General features: G+C 61.0%; 17 protein-coding genes and 1 pseudogene. 14 read left to right on the top strand and 4 right to left on the bottom strand.

Features of this window, described 5'->3' with window-relative positions:
• Positions 1 to 36: 36 nt before the first annotated feature.
• The 9 genes and pseudogenes from J8G15_RS16695 (at position 37) to J8G15_RS16655 (ending at position 10286) form a co-directional block, all read left to right on the top strand.
• Positions 37 to 531, top strand: coding sequence for a YiaA/YiaB family inner membrane protein (locus tag J8G15_RS16695; RefSeq protein ID WP_210543534.1), 495 nt, complete (start codon positions 37 to 39; stop codon positions 529 to 531).
• On the top strand, positions 528 to 971 hold the full coding sequence (locus J8G15_RS16690; protein WP_210543532.1) for a hypothetical protein: 444 nt from the start codon (positions 528 to 530) through the stop codon (positions 969 to 971). Before J8G15_RS16695 ends, J8G15_RS16690 begins: the two co-directional genes overlap by 4 nt.
• A 12-nt stretch (positions 972 to 983) precedes the next feature.
• A pseudogene (locus tag J8G15_RS16685) lies at positions 984 to 1811 on the top strand (DUF2145 domain-containing protein).
• A 244-nt stretch (positions 1812 to 2055) separates the two neighbouring features.
• Entirely contained in the window at positions 2056 to 2571 is a 516-nt protein-coding gene (locus J8G15_RS16680; protein ID WP_210543529.1) for a hypothetical protein, read from the top strand.
• A 48-nt stretch (positions 2572 to 2619) separates the two neighbouring features.
• Positions 2620 to 3840, top strand: a complete 1221-nt coding sequence (locus J8G15_RS16675; protein ID WP_370627552.1) for a diguanylate cyclase domain-containing protein — start codon at positions 2620 to 2622, stop codon at positions 3838 to 3840.
• A gap of 133 nt (positions 3841 to 3973) precedes the next feature.
• Positions 3974 to 4585 carry a TIGR02466 family protein gene (locus J8G15_RS16670; RefSeq protein WP_210543525.1) on the top strand — a complete coding sequence of 204 codons (612 nt, stop codon included), beginning with the start codon at positions 3974 to 3976 and terminating at the stop codon, positions 4583 to 4585.
• A gap of 90 nt (positions 4586 to 4675) precedes the next feature.
• Complete coding sequence (locus J8G15_RS16665) at positions 4676 to 6676, top strand: autotransporter outer membrane beta-barrel domain-containing protein (protein WP_210543523.1); 2001 nt, start codon at positions 4676 to 4678, stop codon at positions 6674 to 6676.
• Positions 6677 to 6748: 72 nt separating this feature from the next.
• Positions 6749 to 8614: a hypothetical protein gene (locus tag J8G15_RS16660; RefSeq protein ID WP_210543521.1), complete on the top strand. Its 1866-nt coding sequence runs from the start codon at positions 6749 to 6751 to the stop codon at positions 8612 to 8614.
• Positions 8607 to 10286, top strand: coding sequence for a hypothetical protein (locus J8G15_RS16655; RefSeq protein ID WP_210543519.1), 1680 nt, complete (start codon positions 8607 to 8609; stop codon positions 10284 to 10286). The genes J8G15_RS16660 and J8G15_RS16655 overlap by 8 nt, the downstream gene beginning before the upstream one ends.
• An 88-nt stretch (positions 10287 to 10374) precedes the next feature.
• On the opposite strand, the gene J8G15_RS16650 is transcribed toward J8G15_RS16655, so the two are convergent.
• The gene (locus J8G15_RS16650; protein WP_210543517.1) at positions 10375 to 11328 is read right to left on the bottom strand and encodes a PA2778 family cysteine peptidase; all 954 of its coding nucleotides are present in this window, start codon (positions 11326 to 11328) and stop codon (positions 10375 to 10377) included.
• The gene (locus tag J8G15_RS16645; RefSeq protein ID WP_210543515.1) at positions 11325 to 11714 is read right to left on the bottom strand and encodes a PA2779 family protein; all 390 of its coding nucleotides are present in this window, start codon (positions 11712 to 11714) and stop codon (positions 11325 to 11327) included. The genes J8G15_RS16650 and J8G15_RS16645 overlap by 4 nt, the downstream gene beginning before the upstream one ends.
• 429 nt (positions 11715 to 12143) lie before the next feature.
• Here J8G15_RS16645 and J8G15_RS16640 point away from each other — a divergent pair, with 429 nt between their 5' ends.
• From J8G15_RS16640 to J8G15_RS16620, 5 genes are all read left to right on the top strand, one after another.
• A complete protein-coding gene (locus J8G15_RS16640) occupies positions 12144 to 12323 on the top strand; it encodes a hypothetical protein (protein ID WP_210543513.1) in 180 nt (59 codons plus the stop codon).
• A gap of 69 nt (positions 12324 to 12392) precedes the next feature.
• On the top strand, positions 12393 to 13547 hold the full coding sequence (locus J8G15_RS16635; RefSeq protein WP_210543510.1) for an ROK family transcriptional regulator: 1155 nt from the start codon (positions 12393 to 12395) through the stop codon (positions 13545 to 13547).
• Between the two features lie 21 nt (positions 13548 to 13568).
• On the top strand, positions 13569 to 15026 hold the full coding sequence (gene xylB / locus J8G15_RS16630; RefSeq protein WP_210543507.1) for a xylulokinase: 1458 nt from the start codon (positions 13569 to 13571) through the stop codon (positions 15024 to 15026).
• A 46-nt stretch (positions 15027 to 15072) separates the two neighbouring features.
• Complete coding sequence (gene xylA / locus J8G15_RS16625; protein WP_210543506.1) at positions 15073 to 16386, top strand: xylose isomerase; 1314 nt, start codon at positions 15073 to 15075, stop codon at positions 16384 to 16386.
• A 38-nt stretch (positions 16387 to 16424) separates the two neighbouring features.
• A complete protein-coding gene (locus J8G15_RS16620) occupies positions 16425 to 17432 on the top strand; it encodes a Gfo/Idh/MocA family protein (protein WP_210543505.1) in 1008 nt (335 codons plus the stop codon).
• Between the two features lie 35 nt (positions 17433 to 17467).
• On the opposite strand, the gene J8G15_RS16615 is transcribed toward J8G15_RS16620, so the two are convergent.
• Both J8G15_RS16615 and J8G15_RS16610 read right to left on the bottom strand, forming a co-directional pair.
• Entirely contained in the window at positions 17468 to 17677 is a 210-nt protein-coding gene (locus tag J8G15_RS16615; RefSeq protein WP_210543504.1) for a hypothetical protein, read from the bottom strand.
• Positions 17678 to 17805: 128 nt separating this feature from the next.
• The gene (locus J8G15_RS16610) at positions 17806 to 18267 is read right to left on the bottom strand and encodes a hypothetical protein (protein ID WP_240538345.1); all 462 of its coding nucleotides are present in this window, start codon (positions 18265 to 18267) and stop codon (positions 17806 to 17808) included.
• Positions 18268 to 18325: the final 58 nt, after the last annotated feature.

Here is an 18325-nt window from a genome sequence, read left to right as displayed (position 1 = left end):
ATTCGTGCCATGTTCAACTCATTGATGAGGTTCTCCATGGCACACCGCCCCCCTTCTAACTCCGTGACCCGCGACACCCGCGCCTGCCAAATCCAGGTCTGGGCATCCTTTGGCCTTGCTGTGTTTCTTTGCGCCACCGGTTTGGCCTACCTGCCGGGTCAGTCCCTGGACCGTGCCTTCATGGTGATGGGTTATGTGTTTTGCCTCTCCACCGTGTTTGTGCTGTCCAAATCAGTGCGCGATGCCCACCTCGTCACACAAACCGGCGGGGCTGAAACACCCATGTGGCGTCTGGTGGTTTGGGGCGGCTTTGCCGTGGCCATGGGCCTCACGGGCTGGGGACTGGCCCGCATGGAGGTCAATGACACTTACCGCGCCTATTTAGGCGTGAGTTGGCTTTACCTGGTGACCTCCGCTTTTACCTTGGCGAAAACGCTGCGCGATCGCCATGAAGCAGACCTGACAGAGGCCGGCCTGCAAGGCGAGTGGCGAACGCGCCACCCCCATCAACACGCAGGAGAATTGACATGAACCGTTTTTACACTTTGGTGCTGACATTCGGCATGGCTCTGGCCACCCTCAGCAACCCGGCAACAGCGCAAAGTGAGGCGTCTGTCGCGCTCTCCCTCTTGCCGGTGGCCTCGGTGGCGGGCACTGCCTCGGCTGGCGCCGCCGTCATCAGCACCCTGCCGGTGGCACTGGCCCTATCGGGCGCGGTATTGGTGGTGAAGGTCGTTGAGGTGACCGCGCGTAGCACGGTTTATCTGCTGGAACGTGCTTCGGACGGTGCCCGGGTCAGTGTGGAAGTTGTGGGGCGCGCGGCCTCGGCGGTGGCGCTGGGGGTTGGCTCTGCCGTCACCGTCAGCGTGGTCGGCACCGGCGTGCTGCTTTCCACAGCCGGCGAGCTACTGGCCTTTTTGCCCAATGCGTTGGGGCGTGCCTTGCTTCACAACGAACGACTGACCCACTGAGCGGGATCGAACATGAACCCATTTTCAAAAATAGTCGCAGCAGGCGCTTGTTTGTGGATGCTGGCCTGGTTGGCTGGCGCGCTGGTGTTGGCCCCAACCGCCCACGCCGGACGCTCCTGCGAACAGCGACCGCTGGACGCACGGGCGATCGAGCAAGTCATGACACTGGCGCAACAGACCTCAGAGGCACTGGACGCTGAATACACCCGCAGCGGGGCACGCGTGGTGGTGCTGGGCCGGGCGGGTCAAGACTTGTCGAAGTACGGTCTGCGTTATTCGCACCTAGGGTGGGCCTACAAAACTCCGGCCGGCCCCTAGCGGGTGCTACACAAACTCAACGAATGCGGTACGGCCGTGGGGGCCATTTACCGGCAGGGCCTAGGCGAGTTCTTTCTGGACGACCTTTGGCGCCATGAAGCCGCATGGGTGGTGCCCGCCCCCGCCCTGCAGGCGCCGCTCTTGGCCTTGCTGACCGACCCCGCTCGCAGCACCCAAATGCACACCCGCCCCTACAGCATGGTCAGCTACGTCTGGGGGCTGCGCTACCAGCAGTCCAACCAGTGGGCACTGGAAACGCTGGCCGCCGCCGTAGAGCCTGCCGTACAAGGGCGGGAACAGGCCCAAGCCTGGCTGCGCTTCAAGGGCTACCAACCCACCACGCTGCGGCTGGGCCCGTTCACACGCCTCGGCGGGCGTGTGGGTTCGGCCAATATCGCTTTTGATGACCACCCGAATGACAAACGGTTTTCAGACCGCATAGAAACCGTCACGGTGGACTCCGTGTTCGACTGGTTAACACGCTCTGGCATGGCCGGCGCGGCGCAAACCCTGGGGCGTTAGGCCCGCGTGGTGAACGCCTACGCCGGGGCGGTTCATCTGTGATTTATTTCGCACTATTACGCTATTTTTTTGATAGCTACTAAAGCATTGTGGAACAAGGCAATAGGGTGTTTTTTACCTTAGAGGTCTTCTTTATAATCCACGTTATTCGGGCGTGAATATCCACGTCCAAGCCCCTCCAAGGTGGCCCACCCGGTGTCAAGAGGCTACGACCTGTCAGCCCCCCACAGAGAAACGACTGCTTATGTTCAAAGCCCGACTCTTTCGGCTCTCCCTGCGCCAGGTGCTGACGATCCCTTATGTGGTGCTGGTATTGGGCTTGGCGCTGACCGTCGTCTTCCTGTCGTACACCGCAGGCAGCCGTGCCGTGGACACGGTATCGGCCCACCTGCTTGCGAAAACCGTGGATCGCATTGGCCAGGCCGTGGACCGGCACGTGATGGGCTCCGGGGTCGTGCTTGAAGCCGCGTTCCCCGACGGCATGCCCGTGTCGCCCAACATTGAAAAAGAGGTCGAGGAGCTGCGCACCCGCTTCTGGATTGCGACCTCGCTCCATCTTGACCCCAACAACTATGTGTACTACGGCAACCGGTTGGGCCAGGCCATGGGCCTGTTTCGCCACTCGCGAACCGAAGGGGAGATGCGACTCAAACTGAATGCACAAGACCGACGCACTATTTCACGCTTCACGGGCATTCACGGCAAGTTGAGTTTTCAGTCGGTTGAGAAAAAGCTGTTTGACCCTCGGATTCGCCCCTAGTACCGGGCCGGAGAGGATCAAACCACCCCTACCTGGACCTCCGTCTACATCGATTTTGGAACGGAAGACCTGGTCGCCACACGGGCCCGACGGGTGCTAGGACCAGACGGCGAGTTCGAAGGCGTGGTGGCCACAGACGTGTCGCTGCGGGCACTCAACGATTTCGTCACCCGACTGAGGGTGTCTGAGCATGGCATAGCGTTCATTTTTGAACCCAATGGCGACCTGATCGCCTCCTCCGCCAGCCCCAACGTGGCCGCGGCCACGGACGGCAGCAAAGCCCGCGTCAATGCCCTCCAAAGCTCCAACCCACTCATCGGCGCCATTTATGCGCAGATTCAAGCCCGCCAGCAAGACGGCGAGCCGCATCCGGGCGCGCAGTCCTTCAACTTCACGGCGCCTGACGGACAGGTAATTCATGCCGCGTTCGACAACATCACCGACGACGCTGGCCTGAAGTGGTGCACCGTGGTGGCCATGCCGCGCAGCGACTTCATGGCAGGTGTCACCAGCAATCTGGTCCGCACCGCCTTGCTAAGCGCGCTGGCCGCCGTGATAGCCCTCCTGATCGGCCTGCGGGTGCTCAGCTGGGTCAGCGGAGACCTTAAGCGCTTGTCCGAAGCGGCGCTGCGTGTGGGTGAAGGTCAGCTGGACTGGCCGGTGAGCATCAAACGCCCCGACGAGATTGGCCGACTGGCGCAAAGTTTTCAGACTATGCAACGCCGCCTGCAAACAGACAGCCTCACTGACTTGGCCAACCGCGAGGCCTTTGTGCTGCGCCTGCGTCAAAAAATTTCGCAGGCCTCTGCCAGTGCGCAGCCCGGCCGGTTTGCGGTGCTGTTCATCGACCTGAAGCGCTTCAAGCAAATCAACGACCAGTTTGGCCACGATGTGGGCGACCAGGTTTTGATTGAAATTGCCGATCGACTGCGGGCCATGGTTCGGTCCCGCGATCTGGTCGCCCGCTTGTCGGGCGATGAGTTCGTGGTGTTGCTGGATCAAGTGGACAGCCAAGACAGCCTGGATCGGGTGCGCCGTGAAATTCAACTTGCACTGAAGGCGCCGCTAACAGCACTCGGCAATGAGCCCATTCAGAGCACCGATTTTGGAGGCTCCGTGGGCGAGGCACTCTACCCGGACGACGGCAGCGACGCCGAGTCCTTGCTCAAGAAAGCCGACCGCCGCATGTACGGCCAGAAGTTCGCCGACCGGCCGCTGGAGGTTTCAATTCCACATCCACTTCGCCGGGCTTCGGACCTGCGGAGTTGATCGTGCAACCAACTGGCGGCGGGCGGGATTTCAGGCGCGTTCATATGGATGCTTTCCCACCAATTTCCAGCCGCCACGCGGAGAAGGCACCCATGAAGAAAGGGCCGCGTGCTTTTGCGGCATCATCAAAACCATGACTCCTCCCCAGCAACTCACTGTGCATCACATGGACCTGTTTCCCACCCGCGTGTGGACAGTGGATTTGGCACCATTGAACGGCTATTTATCGGATTGGATTGCCGCTATTGAGGCCATGCGCAAGGCTCATCCACAAGCCGCGGGCCGCTCCAACCGGGGCGGCTGGAACAGTGAGGCCACGCTGTTTAACGATGCTCTTTTTGCACCGCTGCAAGACGCTGTGCGCCGCGTGGTTGATTTCGCTTTTGCCGAGATGGGGCCACCCACCTACCCGTACCGACTCCAAGCCTGGGCCAATGTGCACGATGGCGGCGGCTACAACACCTTCCATCATCATGCGGGGGCTTTGCTCAGCGGCTGCTACTACCTGCGTCTGCCCCAAGGCAGCGGAAAACTGACGCTGCGCGACCCCCGGGCCGGCGCCATGCTCTCCCCCTGGCAAGGCAGCCTGCGCCCCAATGCGGGCAGCGAAATCAGCATTGACCCGCAACCGGGCCAATTGGTGCTGTTTCCGAACTGGTTGGAACACGCCACGCAAACCCATGAGGGCGAGACCCCGCGCGTGTCAATCCCCATTAACGCGACCCCTATTTTTGATACCAATTGATACAATCGACCCCTATTTCCTGACACCGTTGGGTCATGCCTGCTAAGCCGTCCGCCGACACCTTTTCAATTTCCCAGAAAGCCCCTTCCCATGCACCAGCCATCAATCACCAAGACGCACCGGTTCACGAAGGGTCACGAACACAACCCCATCGCCGCGCGCATCCCAAGCCGGCTCACACCGCTCGTCATGGCCACAACAGCCGCCTTGCTGGGCTTGGCTGCGGGACAGGCTCAGGCTATTAAATGTGCAACTGTCAGCACAGCCGTCAGCACGACTCAAATCACTGAGAGCTGCTTGATCGTTACTGCTGGCGGCGCCATCGATGTCTTGACTGCCAACGGCGTATCGGTATCAACGAGCGTTGAATTCCCTGTCGCTACTTCCGTCAATAACGCAGGACGAATTACAGGAAACACCAGCGCGGTTTATGTGACGGACAACATTGCCACGCACACCACGACGGTGACCAACACCGGCACCATTGCGGGCACGAGCCAATCGGTCAATCGGGCAAGCAGCTTGCATGCAGTGACCGTCTACAACGAATCCGGCGCGCAGTTAGTCGGTGGACTTAACGCAAGTTCCCTGTTGAATTACAACGGCGGAAGCGTCACGATTAAAAGCAATGTCACCCTTTCCGACATCCGCAACACGGGTGGCGTGGCCACAGCCGTACTTAGCGGCAGTTACACCGGCGAAAGCGGCAGCACCTTGCGCGTCGCAATTGCTGGTCCGACGTCCTATAGCTACCTGAGCGCCAACACCACCAACCAGCAGGGTGGAACCCTGGAGGTGGACGTCAAGGCCAACAGCGGCATTGCGAGCGGCAATGAGTTTTATGTGATTCGCGGAACCACTTCACACAGTGGCACATTTAGTGAGATTACGGACAACAGCGCGATGTTCAACTTCACGCAAGCCACCTCATCCCTGGACCCGTCCATCACCGGGCTTGGGATTTACATCAAAGCCGTCCGTGCGTTGACCGCCGAACAAGCATCACGCAATAGCGGCAACTTTCCCGGAGTAGGTGCCGCCCAAGTGCTGGACTCAGGTGCCAGCGGATTAAGCAGTGTGGTGTCCGCTCTGGGGGCGTTGTCTACCGAAAAGGCCGTCTCCAATGCCGTTTCCCAAACCCTGCCATTGCTGACGGGCGGGTCGATGATGGCGGCAAGGTCTGCTCTGGGCGATATCAATGGTGTGGTTCAAAGTCGCATTGAAAACAATCAAGGCTTGGCGTCCGGCGACCCGTTCTTGGGAGACAAACACGTCTGGTTGAAACCCTTTGGCTCTTGGGCCGACCAGGGTGACCAGAATGGCGTAACGGGCTACAAGGCCACTACCACCGGGTTCGTGCTGGGTGTGGATGGGTCCCGGTCAGACAACCTGCGTGTGGGCGGTGCTTTTGCGTATGCCAAAAGCAACATCAATGGCAACTCGGCAACGGCCCCTCAAAGCAATGCCGTGAGCGTCTATCAATTGATTGGCTACGGCAGCTACGGGCTTGACGAGAGAACCGAAGTCAACTTTCAGGGTGACATCGGGGTGAATCGCAACAACGGGCAACGCTACATCGCCCTGACCTCTGCGACTGCCGCGTCCAGTTACGACAGCCTGAGCATGCACATTGGGGGGGGCGTGGCACGGGCCTATCCACTCAGCGAGAAAAGCACGATGACCGGCGGCTTGCGCGCGGACTACACCCGCATCCGCGACAGCGGCTATACCGAAACCGGCGCTGGCGCCTTGAACCTGAATGTCCAAAGCCGCACGACCGAGGCGTTTGTCATTGGCATCGACGGCAAATTGGCGCATTCGCTCAACAGCCAAACCAAGCTCACCACGAATCTCGGCTTGGGTTACGACTTGCTCAATGAGCAAGCGTCCATCACCGCTGCGTTTGCCGGCTCACCCAGCGCAGCCTTCACGACCAACGGGTTGAAGCCATCTCCATGGCTGCTGCGTGCCGGCGTCGGAGTGGTCCACAACACCGCCAGTGGTGTCGAAATCTCAGCCCGTTATGACGCTGAGTACCGCGAGAACTTTCTCAACCAGACGGCCTCTGTGAAGGCCCGCTGGATGTTCTAAGGCGTTGCGCCTTTTCGCCCCGAAAAGCGGCTGGAAGCGTCAAACTTCCAGCCGCTTTGCTTTGAGAGCCCCATGCCGATTCACGTGACCCAACTGACCGCGCCCGAGCTGCTGAGCTACCGCCACAGCTTGCGCCAACCGGCACAAACCGTCCACCTCCGAATCGGACCGCTGGTGACCGGCGTCAACTGGCCCTTGGTTGATCTGTGGCTTGAAAAGCATCTGGGCGTCACCGCCCTCGCCTGCCCGCCGCTGCCGGCGGGTGTGCCTTGCGACGACGAAGCCCTTGTGCCACTGCCCTGGTTCTGGCGAATCTTGCTCACAGCCGCAGCATTCTTGCGCTTTGGTGGGGTGCCTGTTTTTGAGCCGGGGAAGGTGCTCAAGGTGGCGCCCGACCCGTCAACACCACAAGGCTGGCTTGCCGAGGCCGTCATTGCCCAAGTGGACTACATCCCGTCGCAGCACACCGTGCAGGCGTTTGAGGCGGCCGCCATTGTGGTCTGCGGGCTGGCTGCGCGCCCTGGCGACTTCGCGCAGGCCGAATCCTTGTTCCAGCAGTTGGAGGCCAAAGTGGTTGGCCCCATGTGGACGGACAGCCGCAACTCGCATTCGACCATGGGGCTGCTGGAGGCGGCTTATCTTTCCCACATCCCCTGGCGACACCAGGGCAACGGCATTTACCAGCTGGGTTGGGGGGTACGTCAACAAAGGCTGCAGGGTAGCCAGTTGGAGGGCGAATCGCTGATTGGCCAGCACGTCGCGCAAAACAAGAGCGTCACCTGCCATTGGTTGCGCGATGCCGGCCTGCCTGTGCCCGAGCACGTGCTGGTCAACGATGCCGAGGCGGCCCTGCGGGCAGCCCAAGAGTTGGGCGGTGAAGTGGTGATCAAGCCTGCCGTCGGCGTCGGAGGGCAAGGCGTCACCCTTCAACCCCACGGCGATTCCGCCGTACGCGCGGCGTTTTGGACTGCCAGCGAGGTGGGTGGACCAGTGCTGATCGAAAAATGGGCCGCGGGCAGCACCCATTTTGTCCATGTGATTGGCGGGCAGGTTCAACGGGTGATTCGACGTGACGCCGTCGCCGTGCGCGGCGATGGTCATCACAACGTGGCGCAATTGGTCGCGGCAGAAAACAGCCGTCGCCAACTAGCAGTTTTTTGGTGGCTGCCTTTGAACCTTCCAATTGATGCAGAGGCCCTGCAATGCCTGGCCAAAGTGGGCCTGGGCCCTGACAGCATCCCCGGCCTTGGCGTCTGGGCGCCGTTGCGCGAGATTCCGACCAACGCAGATGGCGGACGCGACGAAGACCTCACCCATTTGATCCACCCCGACAACGCTCACATCGCGCTGGCGGCAGTTCGCCGGCTTGGGCTGGTCTCCGCGGGCGTTGACATCCTCTCACCTGACATCAGCCAACGCTGGCATCACAACGGGGCGGTGATCTTGGAAGTCAACCACGCGCCCGATCTGGGACTGTTCCCGTTTGACACCCGCGTAGTGACAGCCATGCTGGCCAAGTGCGGACCAACGCAGGGACGCATACCCGTGGAGGTGATCGTCGGCGATGCCGCTGCGCTTGAGCAAGCCGGCCAACGTCAGCGCCAATGGCTTGCGCGCGGAGTGCCGTGTTTTATCAGTAGCCATGAGTCAACTGAAGGGCCCCACGGGTCCATGCCCATGGCGCTTCAAGGTGCCTTCCTTCGCACGCGGGCTCTGCTCATGGATGCGAGAGTTGGCGCCCTCGTGGTGGTGCTCCACACCGACGAGTGGTGCAGCACCGGCCTGCCGGTGGACCGAATTTCTCGGCTGGATGTCACCGCCGGCCCATTGCGCGACCACCGCACGCTTGAGCCCCTGAGCGCACAGGCCGCCGACAATTTGACAGCGTTGCTGCAAGCGCATCTCACCCACGACACGGCAGGAGACGATCTTGCTTGACGCTCGCCAATCGCTCTCCATCCAGCTCAGCGACTGGCCATCAGACCCGGACTGGTCTCGCATTGATGGCTGGCTGGCGGCCTGGTTGGATCAGCCGCCCCGCGAATGGCCCGGCGTGTCCGAATGCACCCGTCCTGACTTGGCCGACCCTACAGCCGCCAGAATCGGCTGGCGTGTGGCTCTGGCGGCGCAGGCCTTGCTCCTTGCAAGCGGCATCCCCGCCTTTGAGGCCGCAAAAGTGGTCAACGTGCAGGCCGATGCGTTGGATGCCACGCAATGGCACTGCGACTTTTCGCTTCCTCACCTGGGGGGCGTACCGGCTCATGTGACGCTGCTCGCCTATACCACCTGCGTCAAGTGGTTGCACCGGGTGGCCTTGGCCGCGTCGGCAGATGAGTTGATAACGCCCTTTTTTCAGCACCTTGAAACCAAGGTGCTCCCCGTGCTGCTGACGCATGCCATTGCTACACCGTCCACCATGGCGCTGTTACGCGCCGCATGCATCCAGGGGATCCCATGGCATCACGAGGGCCAGGGTGTGTTTCAGCTGGGCTGGGGTCGCCACGGCTTGCACGTTCGGGGCAGCCAATTGGACTCGGACTCCACGCTCGGAATCGATTTTGCCGGCCACAAACTTCTCGCTGCCCAGTGGTTGCGCCGCGCGGGCTTGCCGGCCCCCCAGCAGCAGATGGTGAGCCATATGGCACACGCCATCCAAGCCGCCGTCATGATGGGTTGGCCCGTTGTACTCAAACCGGTTGATCGTGACCGAGGTGAGGGTGTGAGTGTGGACATCAACAATGAGGCAGCGCTCTCCGCAGCATTTGCCCATGCCTCACGCTATTCCCCCCACGTATTGGTAGAAAAGCAGGCACAAGGCGTCTGCCATCGTCTGCTGGTGGTGAGAGGCCAAGTCATTTATGCGGTCAAGCGCCTACCTGTTGCAGTGCAGGGCGACGGTGTCCGAAACGCACGGCAACTTATTGCCGCGACAACCACGCATTGGCGGAGCCAGCCACCGTGGCGTCGGCCACCGCCGTTGCCCGTGGACTCGCTGGCAATGGCATGCCTGCAGCAGGCCGGCTTCTCTCTGGACGCGGTGATTCCCCTGGGCGCATGGGCTCCACTGCGCTTGATCGAGTCCACAGCAGAAGGCGGTCGCGACGAGGATGTGATGCTTCGCCTGCATCCGGACAACATCGACTTGGCCATTCGGGCTGCAGCACTGTTCGGACTGGACATGGCAGGCATTGATCTCATTTCAAACGATGTCAGCGTTCCGTGGCATGCCAATGCGGCGATCGTCAATGAAGTCAATGCATCGCCCACCGTGGGTGCCAGTCAAATGTCGCTGGACACCATGCCGGCCCTTTTGGCGCGGCTAATGACAAATGACGGTCGCGTGCCTATCGACGTGTTTGTCGCCTGCACCGGCTCACTGGCCTGGGCCCAGGCCCGCCAGCAAGAACACGTCAATCAGGGCCTCGCTTGTTACCTGACGACCGAGAAGACGACCTTTGACAGTCAGGGCAACGAAATAGCGCTCACATGCCAAGGCCTTATTCCCCGCTGCCGTGCCTTGTTGCTGGATTCGGCCGTTGGCGCCTTGGTGATTGTGTCCACCCAAGCCGAACTGGACCTCTTGATGCCGCGTCTTGCGCGAAGCCTGTAACAGGGCGGTCAAGCCGGTCAGCGCAGCTCCTCCGTAGACCTGAAGCCCCGGGCGGTCGCGTAACCATCAATTCAGGCGAGTGCTTGCACTATCTTCTTCCAATTTTTCCGGCCAATTCTTCGTACTTCGCCAAGCGCTCGCCGCCCAGCGACACGGCGGTGGCAATGGCTTGAACGGCCTCGTTGGTTTGGCCTTGCTCCCACAGCACTTGGGCCAGGTTATTCCAGGCGTCTGCAAAGGCTGGATCAGTTTGTGTGGCGTGGCGGTAGGCCTTGATGGCTGCGGTCCATTGCTTCTGGGCGTAGGCTGTATTGCCGGCACCCAGCAGGGCCGTGCGGTCTGTCGGCCAAGTCGCCAGTGCAGTGGCATACCCGGTCTGGGCTGCTTTGGGATCCAGGCGCTCCAGCGCTGAAACGGCAGCGCCGTACACCAGCGGGTCGGCGGTGGCGGGCAATTGATCACCCGGCCGGAGCGCCAGCATGGCCCAGTAGCCTGTGCGAGCCCAAGTGCGCTCAAACGCAAACAAAGACATCTCCATGCGCTTGGTCCGTCCCGAATGCAAGAGCAATAGATTGCGTTCTCGGTCATAGCCCATCACCACGGCGTAGTGCCAGACGGGTTTGATTGGCAGCGACAGGTTCTGAAACACCAGCACCGGGCGGCCCGCAGCCACTTCACGCAGCACGTCTTCTACACGGGGAAGCAATGGGTAAGCCAGCAAGCCCTGGCGCCGGGTGGCGGTCATCATTTCCTGCTGCAGCGAGCCTTGGCGGCCGGGCAGGTAAACCTGATCGACCAATTCGGCGGGCAACAGCTGCACACCCGCAGCCCCGGCCACCATGGCCAGGGAGGCAGGTCCGCACTCGTAGTCTTCTTGAGGGAAGAAAGGCACATGGGAGAGTTCAACGCGAGCCGGCAGCTCTCCGGGCCAAGCGGCACCCAATGCAGCCATCTGGGCCGTGGCACAACCGCCCAAAAGAGCGGCGGCCGCCAGCAGCCCGGTCAGGGCGAGGCCGCGTCTGCGGGCTCGCCAGACGCTCATCGAACCGCGCGGGTGAACGGGAAGACCTTGGTAAATCCCAGAACATCGGTCACCAGCAAGACGATGAACACGGTGAACAAAATGCCCAACACGTCGCCGCCGGCCGGAGCCTGATCAATACGGCCCGCTAGTTGAGCGACCTCAGTGTCAGACATGGCGTTCACACGCGCCAGGGCCGCTTGCGGGCTAACACCTTGGGCCTGCATGGCGTCGCGTACATCGGTGCGGGCCAAAAACTGGTCCACTGCGCCACGCGCCGAGCTGCCGGCAGCACTGCTCACCACTTCATCGGTCCCCACGATACTGGCTTGCGCCACCACGGGGAAACCGGCCAAGGTCACGCTGGCGATCAAGGCCGTAGAAAGAAGACGTTGGATTTTGTTCATTATGTATTCCGTTCAGGTGGACCAAGCGGCATCAAAGAAAAATTAAGGCCGGGCAGTCCCATCAATTTGATCGCGCGACTCACCGTTTGTCAACTGCTATCACACCTAAACACATGTAATCTGTATCTAGCGCAATGGTTTTCGGACCATGGCGTGATGCCCTGACTCAATTGCATAACAAATAACCCTCCATCCCATACCAAACAAGCGAAATTCGCTCTCATTTCAGTAGCATTTCACTTTATTCAAACGGCAATTAGCTCAAATAAGTTTGATGGAAAAATTACCTCGGGTTTCTACCAACACCATTTCTAAGTCGCGTGACTCATAATTAGTTCGTCGAACATACTAAATTTATCGAGTTGCATTCATGACGACACGATGATCGCGTGATTTTTCCAAACTAAAGGCCAACAAGCAGAGGCATTGATGGCACTGAAAACCACATTGACCGCATTGACACTGAGCCTCGCCGCGACAGGCGTGTTCGCACAGGCTGTGAGCGTGAGCTGGCCCAACTTTCAGGAAGAGCGCTGGAAGATGGACGAATCCGCTTCGTACGCACCTACCGCACACCCAATGTCACCCAGGACGAAGTTCTTGACATGACCATCGCTGACAAACATCCTGACGGCAAACCCCAGGCGCTCACCCGCTGAGCACTGACGCTGCAACACCATGAAAACCACCGGCGACCAACAACTAGTCAAACGCATCAACCGCAGCGTGTTGCTGCGCCTGCTGCGGGCCCAAAGCGGCCTGTCGCGGGCCCAGCTGGCGCAGGCCAGCGGGCTGACCAAATCAACCGTGAGCCTGCTGGTGCGGGAGTTGATTGACGAAGGCTGGTTGTCAGAAACCAGTGTCACACCGGCCAGCGGCCAGGGGCGGCCCTCGACCCCGCTGCACCTGGACGGCACCACCCGGGGCCTGATTGGTGTGGAAGTGGCGGTAGAGGCGCTGCGCGTGGTGGGCATTTCAATCACCGGCGAGGTGTTCTGGTCCGTGGAAGAACCCTTGGCAGACACCGCGCCAAAGGCCGTTTGCCAGCAAGCCGCACAACTGGTGGCCCAAGCCTGCGCGCAGCTGCCGCAGCGCCAGGTGCGCCTGACCGGCATTGGCATTGGCCTGCCCGGCGCGTTTGATGACGCCACCGGTGTGCTGCGCTTCGCGCCCAACCTGGGTTGGCGCAATGTGGACTTTGTGCCGCTGATAACCCAGGCCCTCAGCCTGGCCGGCGTGCCCGAGGTGGCGGTGCATGTGCAAAACGAAGCCGACACCGCTGCCCTGAGCGAATACGAGTTCTCGCCCGGAGACGCCCAGGACTCGCTGATCTTTGTGAGTTGCGGCGCGGGTGTGGGTGCCGGCATTGTCTTGAATGACCGCCTGTTCACCGGTGCCCAAGGCATGGCGGGTGAGATCGGGCATAGCATTTTGCAAGTGGACGGAATGCGTTGCTCCTGCGGGCGACAAGGCTGTGCGGAAACTTTTTTCGGCGCGCGCGCCTTGGCCCAATTGCCGGACCCCGCGCAAGGCGGGCGTTATCTGGGCGTGGTGCTGCAAAACTTGTGGACGACCTTCAACCCCCGTGTGCTGGTGGTCGGTGGGCCCTCTTGTGAGCGTTACCCGGCCATTTTGCCCGTGGCACAGGCCAGTTTGCAGGCTTACGCCGACAGCGCAGGCATGGTCGCCCCCACGTTGCGACCGGCCCGGTTTGGACTGCTGGCCTCCGCTGTGGGCGCGGCCGCCCTGGTACTGCACCACGAACTGCGCCCCATGCACACGCGCACTCCCCTGCTGGTGGCGTCCACGCCGGACGACACCGAAAACTCTTGAACTCAAACCCTAGGAACTCTCATGTATTTAGGCATTGATATCGGCACCTCGGAAGTCAAAGCGCTTCTGCTCGCGCCCAACCACCAGGTGATTGGCTCGGCCGGTTCCCCCCTTCAGGTGTCCCGCCCCCACCCTGGCCAAAGCGAGCAGGCCCCGGCTGACTGGTGGCAGGCCACGCAACTGGCACTGGCTCAATTGCGCCAAAGCCATCCCGCTGAATTCGCGGCGATACAGGGCATTGGCCTCTCGGGTCAGATGCACGGCGCCGTGTTGCTTGACGCCCAGGACCAGGTCTTGCGTCCCGCCATTTTGTGGAACGACACCCGAAGCGCCACCGAATGCACCGAGATGATGGCCGAGTGCCCGGACCTGACCGCGCTGGCCGGCAGCCTGGCCATGCCCGGCTTCACCTCGCCCAAGTTGCGCTGGGTCGCCCGCCATGAGCCCGAGCTGTTCAAGCGCGTGGCCAAAGTGCTGCTGCCCAAAGACTATGTGCGCCTGATGCTCACCGGCGACTACGTGACCGATTTGTCGGATGCCAGCGGCACCCTCTGGCTGGATGTGCAACAGCGCGCCTGGTCGGACCAACTGCTGGCCCTCACCAACCTCACCACCGCCCACATGCCGCGCCTGGTCGAAGGCAGTGAAGCCGGTGGTCAACTCAAAGCCGACGTGGCCCACGCCTTGGGTCTGCAGCCCGGCATCGTGGTGGCCGGTGGCGCCGGCGACAACGCCGCCAGCGCTGTGGGCATGGGCGCGGTGGACGCGGGCCAGGGCTTTTTGTCCCTGGGCACCAGCGGCGTGCTGTTTGTGGTGACCCCCAGCTACCAGCCCAACGCCGCCAGCGCCACCCATGCCTTTTGCCATGCGCTGCCCAAGCGTTGGCACCAGATGAGCGTGATGTTGTCCGCCGCCAGTTCGCTGCAGTGGGTCACCAGCCTGTTGGGCCAACCTTCTGAAGGGGCCCTGGCCGCTCAAGCCGAGACACTCACCCTGGCGCAACGTGCGGCTGCTCCTGTATTTCTTCCCTACCTGGGCGGCGAGCGCACCCCGCACAACGACGCGCAAGTGCGTGGCAGTTTTCATGGCCTGAGCTTTGACACCGATGCGGCCCGCCTGGGCTACTCGGTCATTGAAGGCGTGACGTTTGGGCTCAAAGATGGCTTGACCGCGCTCAACGCGGCCGGCAGCACCGTGCAACGCCTCTCCCTGGTGGGTGGAGGCAGCCGCAGTGCGCTGTGGGCGCAACAACTGGCCTCGGCCCTGAATGTAGAGGTAGTGACCCATGGCAGCTCGGCCGTGGGCGGCGCTCTGGGCGCAGCGCGTCTGGCGTGGCTGGCGACTGGCGCCACTCAGGACACGGTGTGCCTGAGCCCGGAAGTGGTATCCAACTACCGGCCCGACGCGCTAGAGCAAGACATGCTGGCCAGCCGCTACGCCCGCTTTCGCTCGCTCTACGCCAGCCCCACCGCCGCCTGATCACACCCCTTCAATTGATTTTTCACTGTTTTTGACGAGGAACCCCATGACTTCTTACTTTGCCGACATCCCGCCCATCGCTTTTGAGGGGCCCAACGCCACCAACCCGCTCGCCTTCAAGTGGTACGACAAAAACCGCGTGGTGTTGGGCAAGCCCATGGCCGAGCACCTGCGCTTTGCATCCTGCTACTGGCACAGCTTCTGCTGGAACGGGCTGGACGCTTTTGGCGGCGACACCTTTCAGCGCCCCTGGCACCACATGAGCGACCCCATGGCCGCGGCCAAAGCCAAGGCCGACGTGGCCTTTGAGTTCTTTGCCAAGCTGGGCGCGCCCTACTACTGCTTTCACGACCGCGACGTCGCCCCCGAAGGCGCCACGCCGCGTGACAGCGTGAACCATCTGCATGAAATGGTTGATGTGCTGGGTGCCAAGCAAGAAGCCACGGGCATGAAGCTGTTGTGGGGCACAGCCAACCTGTTCAGCCACCGCCGTTTCATGTCAGGCGCATCCACCAACCCCAACCCGGAAATCTTTGCACTGGGCGCCTTACAAGTGAAAGAAGCGATGGACGCCACCCTCAAGCTCGGCGGTGAAAACTACGTGCTGTGGGGCGGGCGTGAAGGGTATGAGACCCTGCTCAACACCCGCATCGGGCAAGAGCTGGACCAGATGGGCCGCTTCCTGAACATGGTGGTGGAGTACAAACACAAAATCGGTTTCAAAGGCGCCATCCTGTTGGAGCCCAAACCCCGCGAGCCGTCCAAACACCAGTACGACTTTGACACCGCCACCGTCTACGGCTTTCTGTGCCGCTACGGCCTGGAGAAGGAAATCAAGGTCAACATCGAAGCCAACCACGCCACGCTGTCCGGCCACAGCTTCGAGCACGAAATCGCCACTGCCATTGATTTGGGCATCTTCGGCTCCATCGACATGAACCGCGGCGACATGCAGTGCGGCTGGGACACCGACCAGTTCCCCAACAACATCCCGGAAACCGCCCTGGCGTTGTACTTGATTTTGAAAGGCGGCGGCTTCACCACCGGCGGGCTGAACTTTGACTCCAAAGTCCGTCGTCAGTCCATCGACCCGGAGGACTTGTTCCACGGTCACATTGGTGGTATGGACGTCTCTGCCCGCGCGCTCCTGATCGCTGAGAAGATGATTCAGAACGACCAGTTGGCGCAGTTGACAGAAGCCCGTTACGCGGGCTGGGCCACGCCCTTTGGCCAGGATCTGATGAACGGCAAAATGACCCTGGACGCCGTGGCCGCGCACGTGGTGGCCCACAACACGGACAGCCTGCCCGTGTCCGGCCGGCAGGAGCGCCTGGAAAACCTGTTGAACACCTACCTGTAGGCCCTAAATCAAGGCCACACAATGCGAGAATTTTTACCATGAAAAAAGTCAGTTGGGGCGTGCTGAGCACGGCCAAGATAGGGCGAGAGAAAGTCATTCCAGCCCTTCAACAAAGCGAGTTCTGCAGCGTGGATGCCATTGCCTCGCGCGACCTGTCGAACGCCCAAAGCGTGGCTACCAGCTTGGGCATTGGCAAAGCCTATGGGTCGTACGAAGCCTTGCTGGAAGACCCCGGCATTGAGGCCATCTACAACCCGCTGCCCAACGACCTTCATGTGCCACTAACTTTGGCTGCAGCGCGGGCGGGCAAACATGTGCTGTGCGAAAAACCGTTTGCCATGAACGCCAATGAGGCCGCCGCCCTGCGCGAAGTGGCCGGCCAGGTGCACATCATGGAAGCCTTCATGGTGCGCTTTCACCCCCAGTGGCTCAAGGCGCGCGAGATGGTGCGCAACGGCAGCCTGGGTGAGTTACGCACCGTGCAGGCATTTTTCTCCTACTTCAATGTGCAGCAAGACAATATCCGCAACCGGGTCGAGACCGGGGGCGGCGCGTTGTACGACATTGGCTGCTACCCCATCGTGGCCGGGCGCTTTATGTTCGAGGCCGAGCCCGTTCGGGTGATGGCACTGGTGGACCGGGACCCAACGTTCCAGACCGACCGCACGGTCAGCGCCGTGCTCGACTTTGGCAATGGTCGCCGCCTGGACTTCACCGTCTCCACCCAGTCCACACCCTACCAACGTCTCCACTTGGTGGGCACCCGCCAGCGGCTGGAAATCGAAGTCCCGTTCAACGCGCCCGCCAACGGCTCCACACGCCTTTTCACCGACGACGGCGCCTTGCCTGCAGGTTGCAATGCGGTGATCCACACCTTGGCGCCCTGCGATCAATACACCTTGCAAGGCGACGCCTTCGCCCAGGTCATTCGCGGAGAACTGCCGCTGCCCTACGGCCTGGACGACGCCATTCAGAACATGCACGTCATCGACGCCCTGATCCGCTCCGAGCGCAGCGGCCAATGGGAGGTGCCGGGCCAGGCATAAAAACCGGCTGTCGGCCGTGCGGCGGTCAGCCTCGCTCAGTCCTTGAGAACCACGCCCAAAGCCGTCAGCTTCTTGGCATAGGAGTCCCGGCGCTTTGCGGCCTTTGCCGCAGTTTCGATGGCCACTTGAATGGCCACGGGGCCCTTCTTTGCAACCGTTTGGATCAATCCAAACTTGTGAGCCGCATCAGCCTGCGCCCTCCTGAAAGCGGCAACGAGTTCGACATGGGCAAGGGATGGATTCACGAAGGACCTCATTGACTAAAACGCTATTTTCTGAGTTTGTTCCCACCCAGCGCCGTGGAAGACAGATTGACGCCATGGGGCTTCGAGTGATTGGTTTTCAAGGGTGGGCAGGCCATTAATTGGCGCCATTACCCTTCAAGTTTGACGTAGGTGCGAAGCAAAGCGTCTCTCAGTTCGCGAACAGCGGGTTTTGATACATCCACCTTTTGCACCGCCAGGTCGAATGATGAGCCTGGCTTGATGCTGGTTGGCAGTATCTTTTTTGCGGGATTCGCAACGGGGTACGTGCCCTGACCCGGACACATGCGAACGGAAAACCCGAATTTTTCGAGGACGCCTTTCGCATACAACTCCGCCAATTGTTGAAACGACACGAAGGCTGAGCGTTTAACTTCTTTGAACCCTGGCTCACGAACGTCACGAACGATCTCGAATTTACCCAGCGTATCTCGCTGCGTATTGGTAAACGGATGCAGCAGATAAGTCTGACGAACGCCATCCTTTTTGGACACCCGCGTGTGCTCGACGGCGATATCAGTTAACAGCATATTTTTTCCTCTTTTTTTAAGCCAAAGCTCGCCCAGCAGCATCAGCCGCCATCCCCCAAAAGCCCCAGATGATGTTTTTTCAAACCAAGCTACTGAGAAA

The organism is Rhodoferax sp. PAMC 29310 (genome assembly GCF_017948265.1).
Lineage (GTDB): Bacteria > Pseudomonadota > Gammaproteobacteria > Burkholderiales > Burkholderiaceae_C > Rhodoferax.
This window is presented reverse-complemented; position numbering and strand designations above follow the sequence as displayed.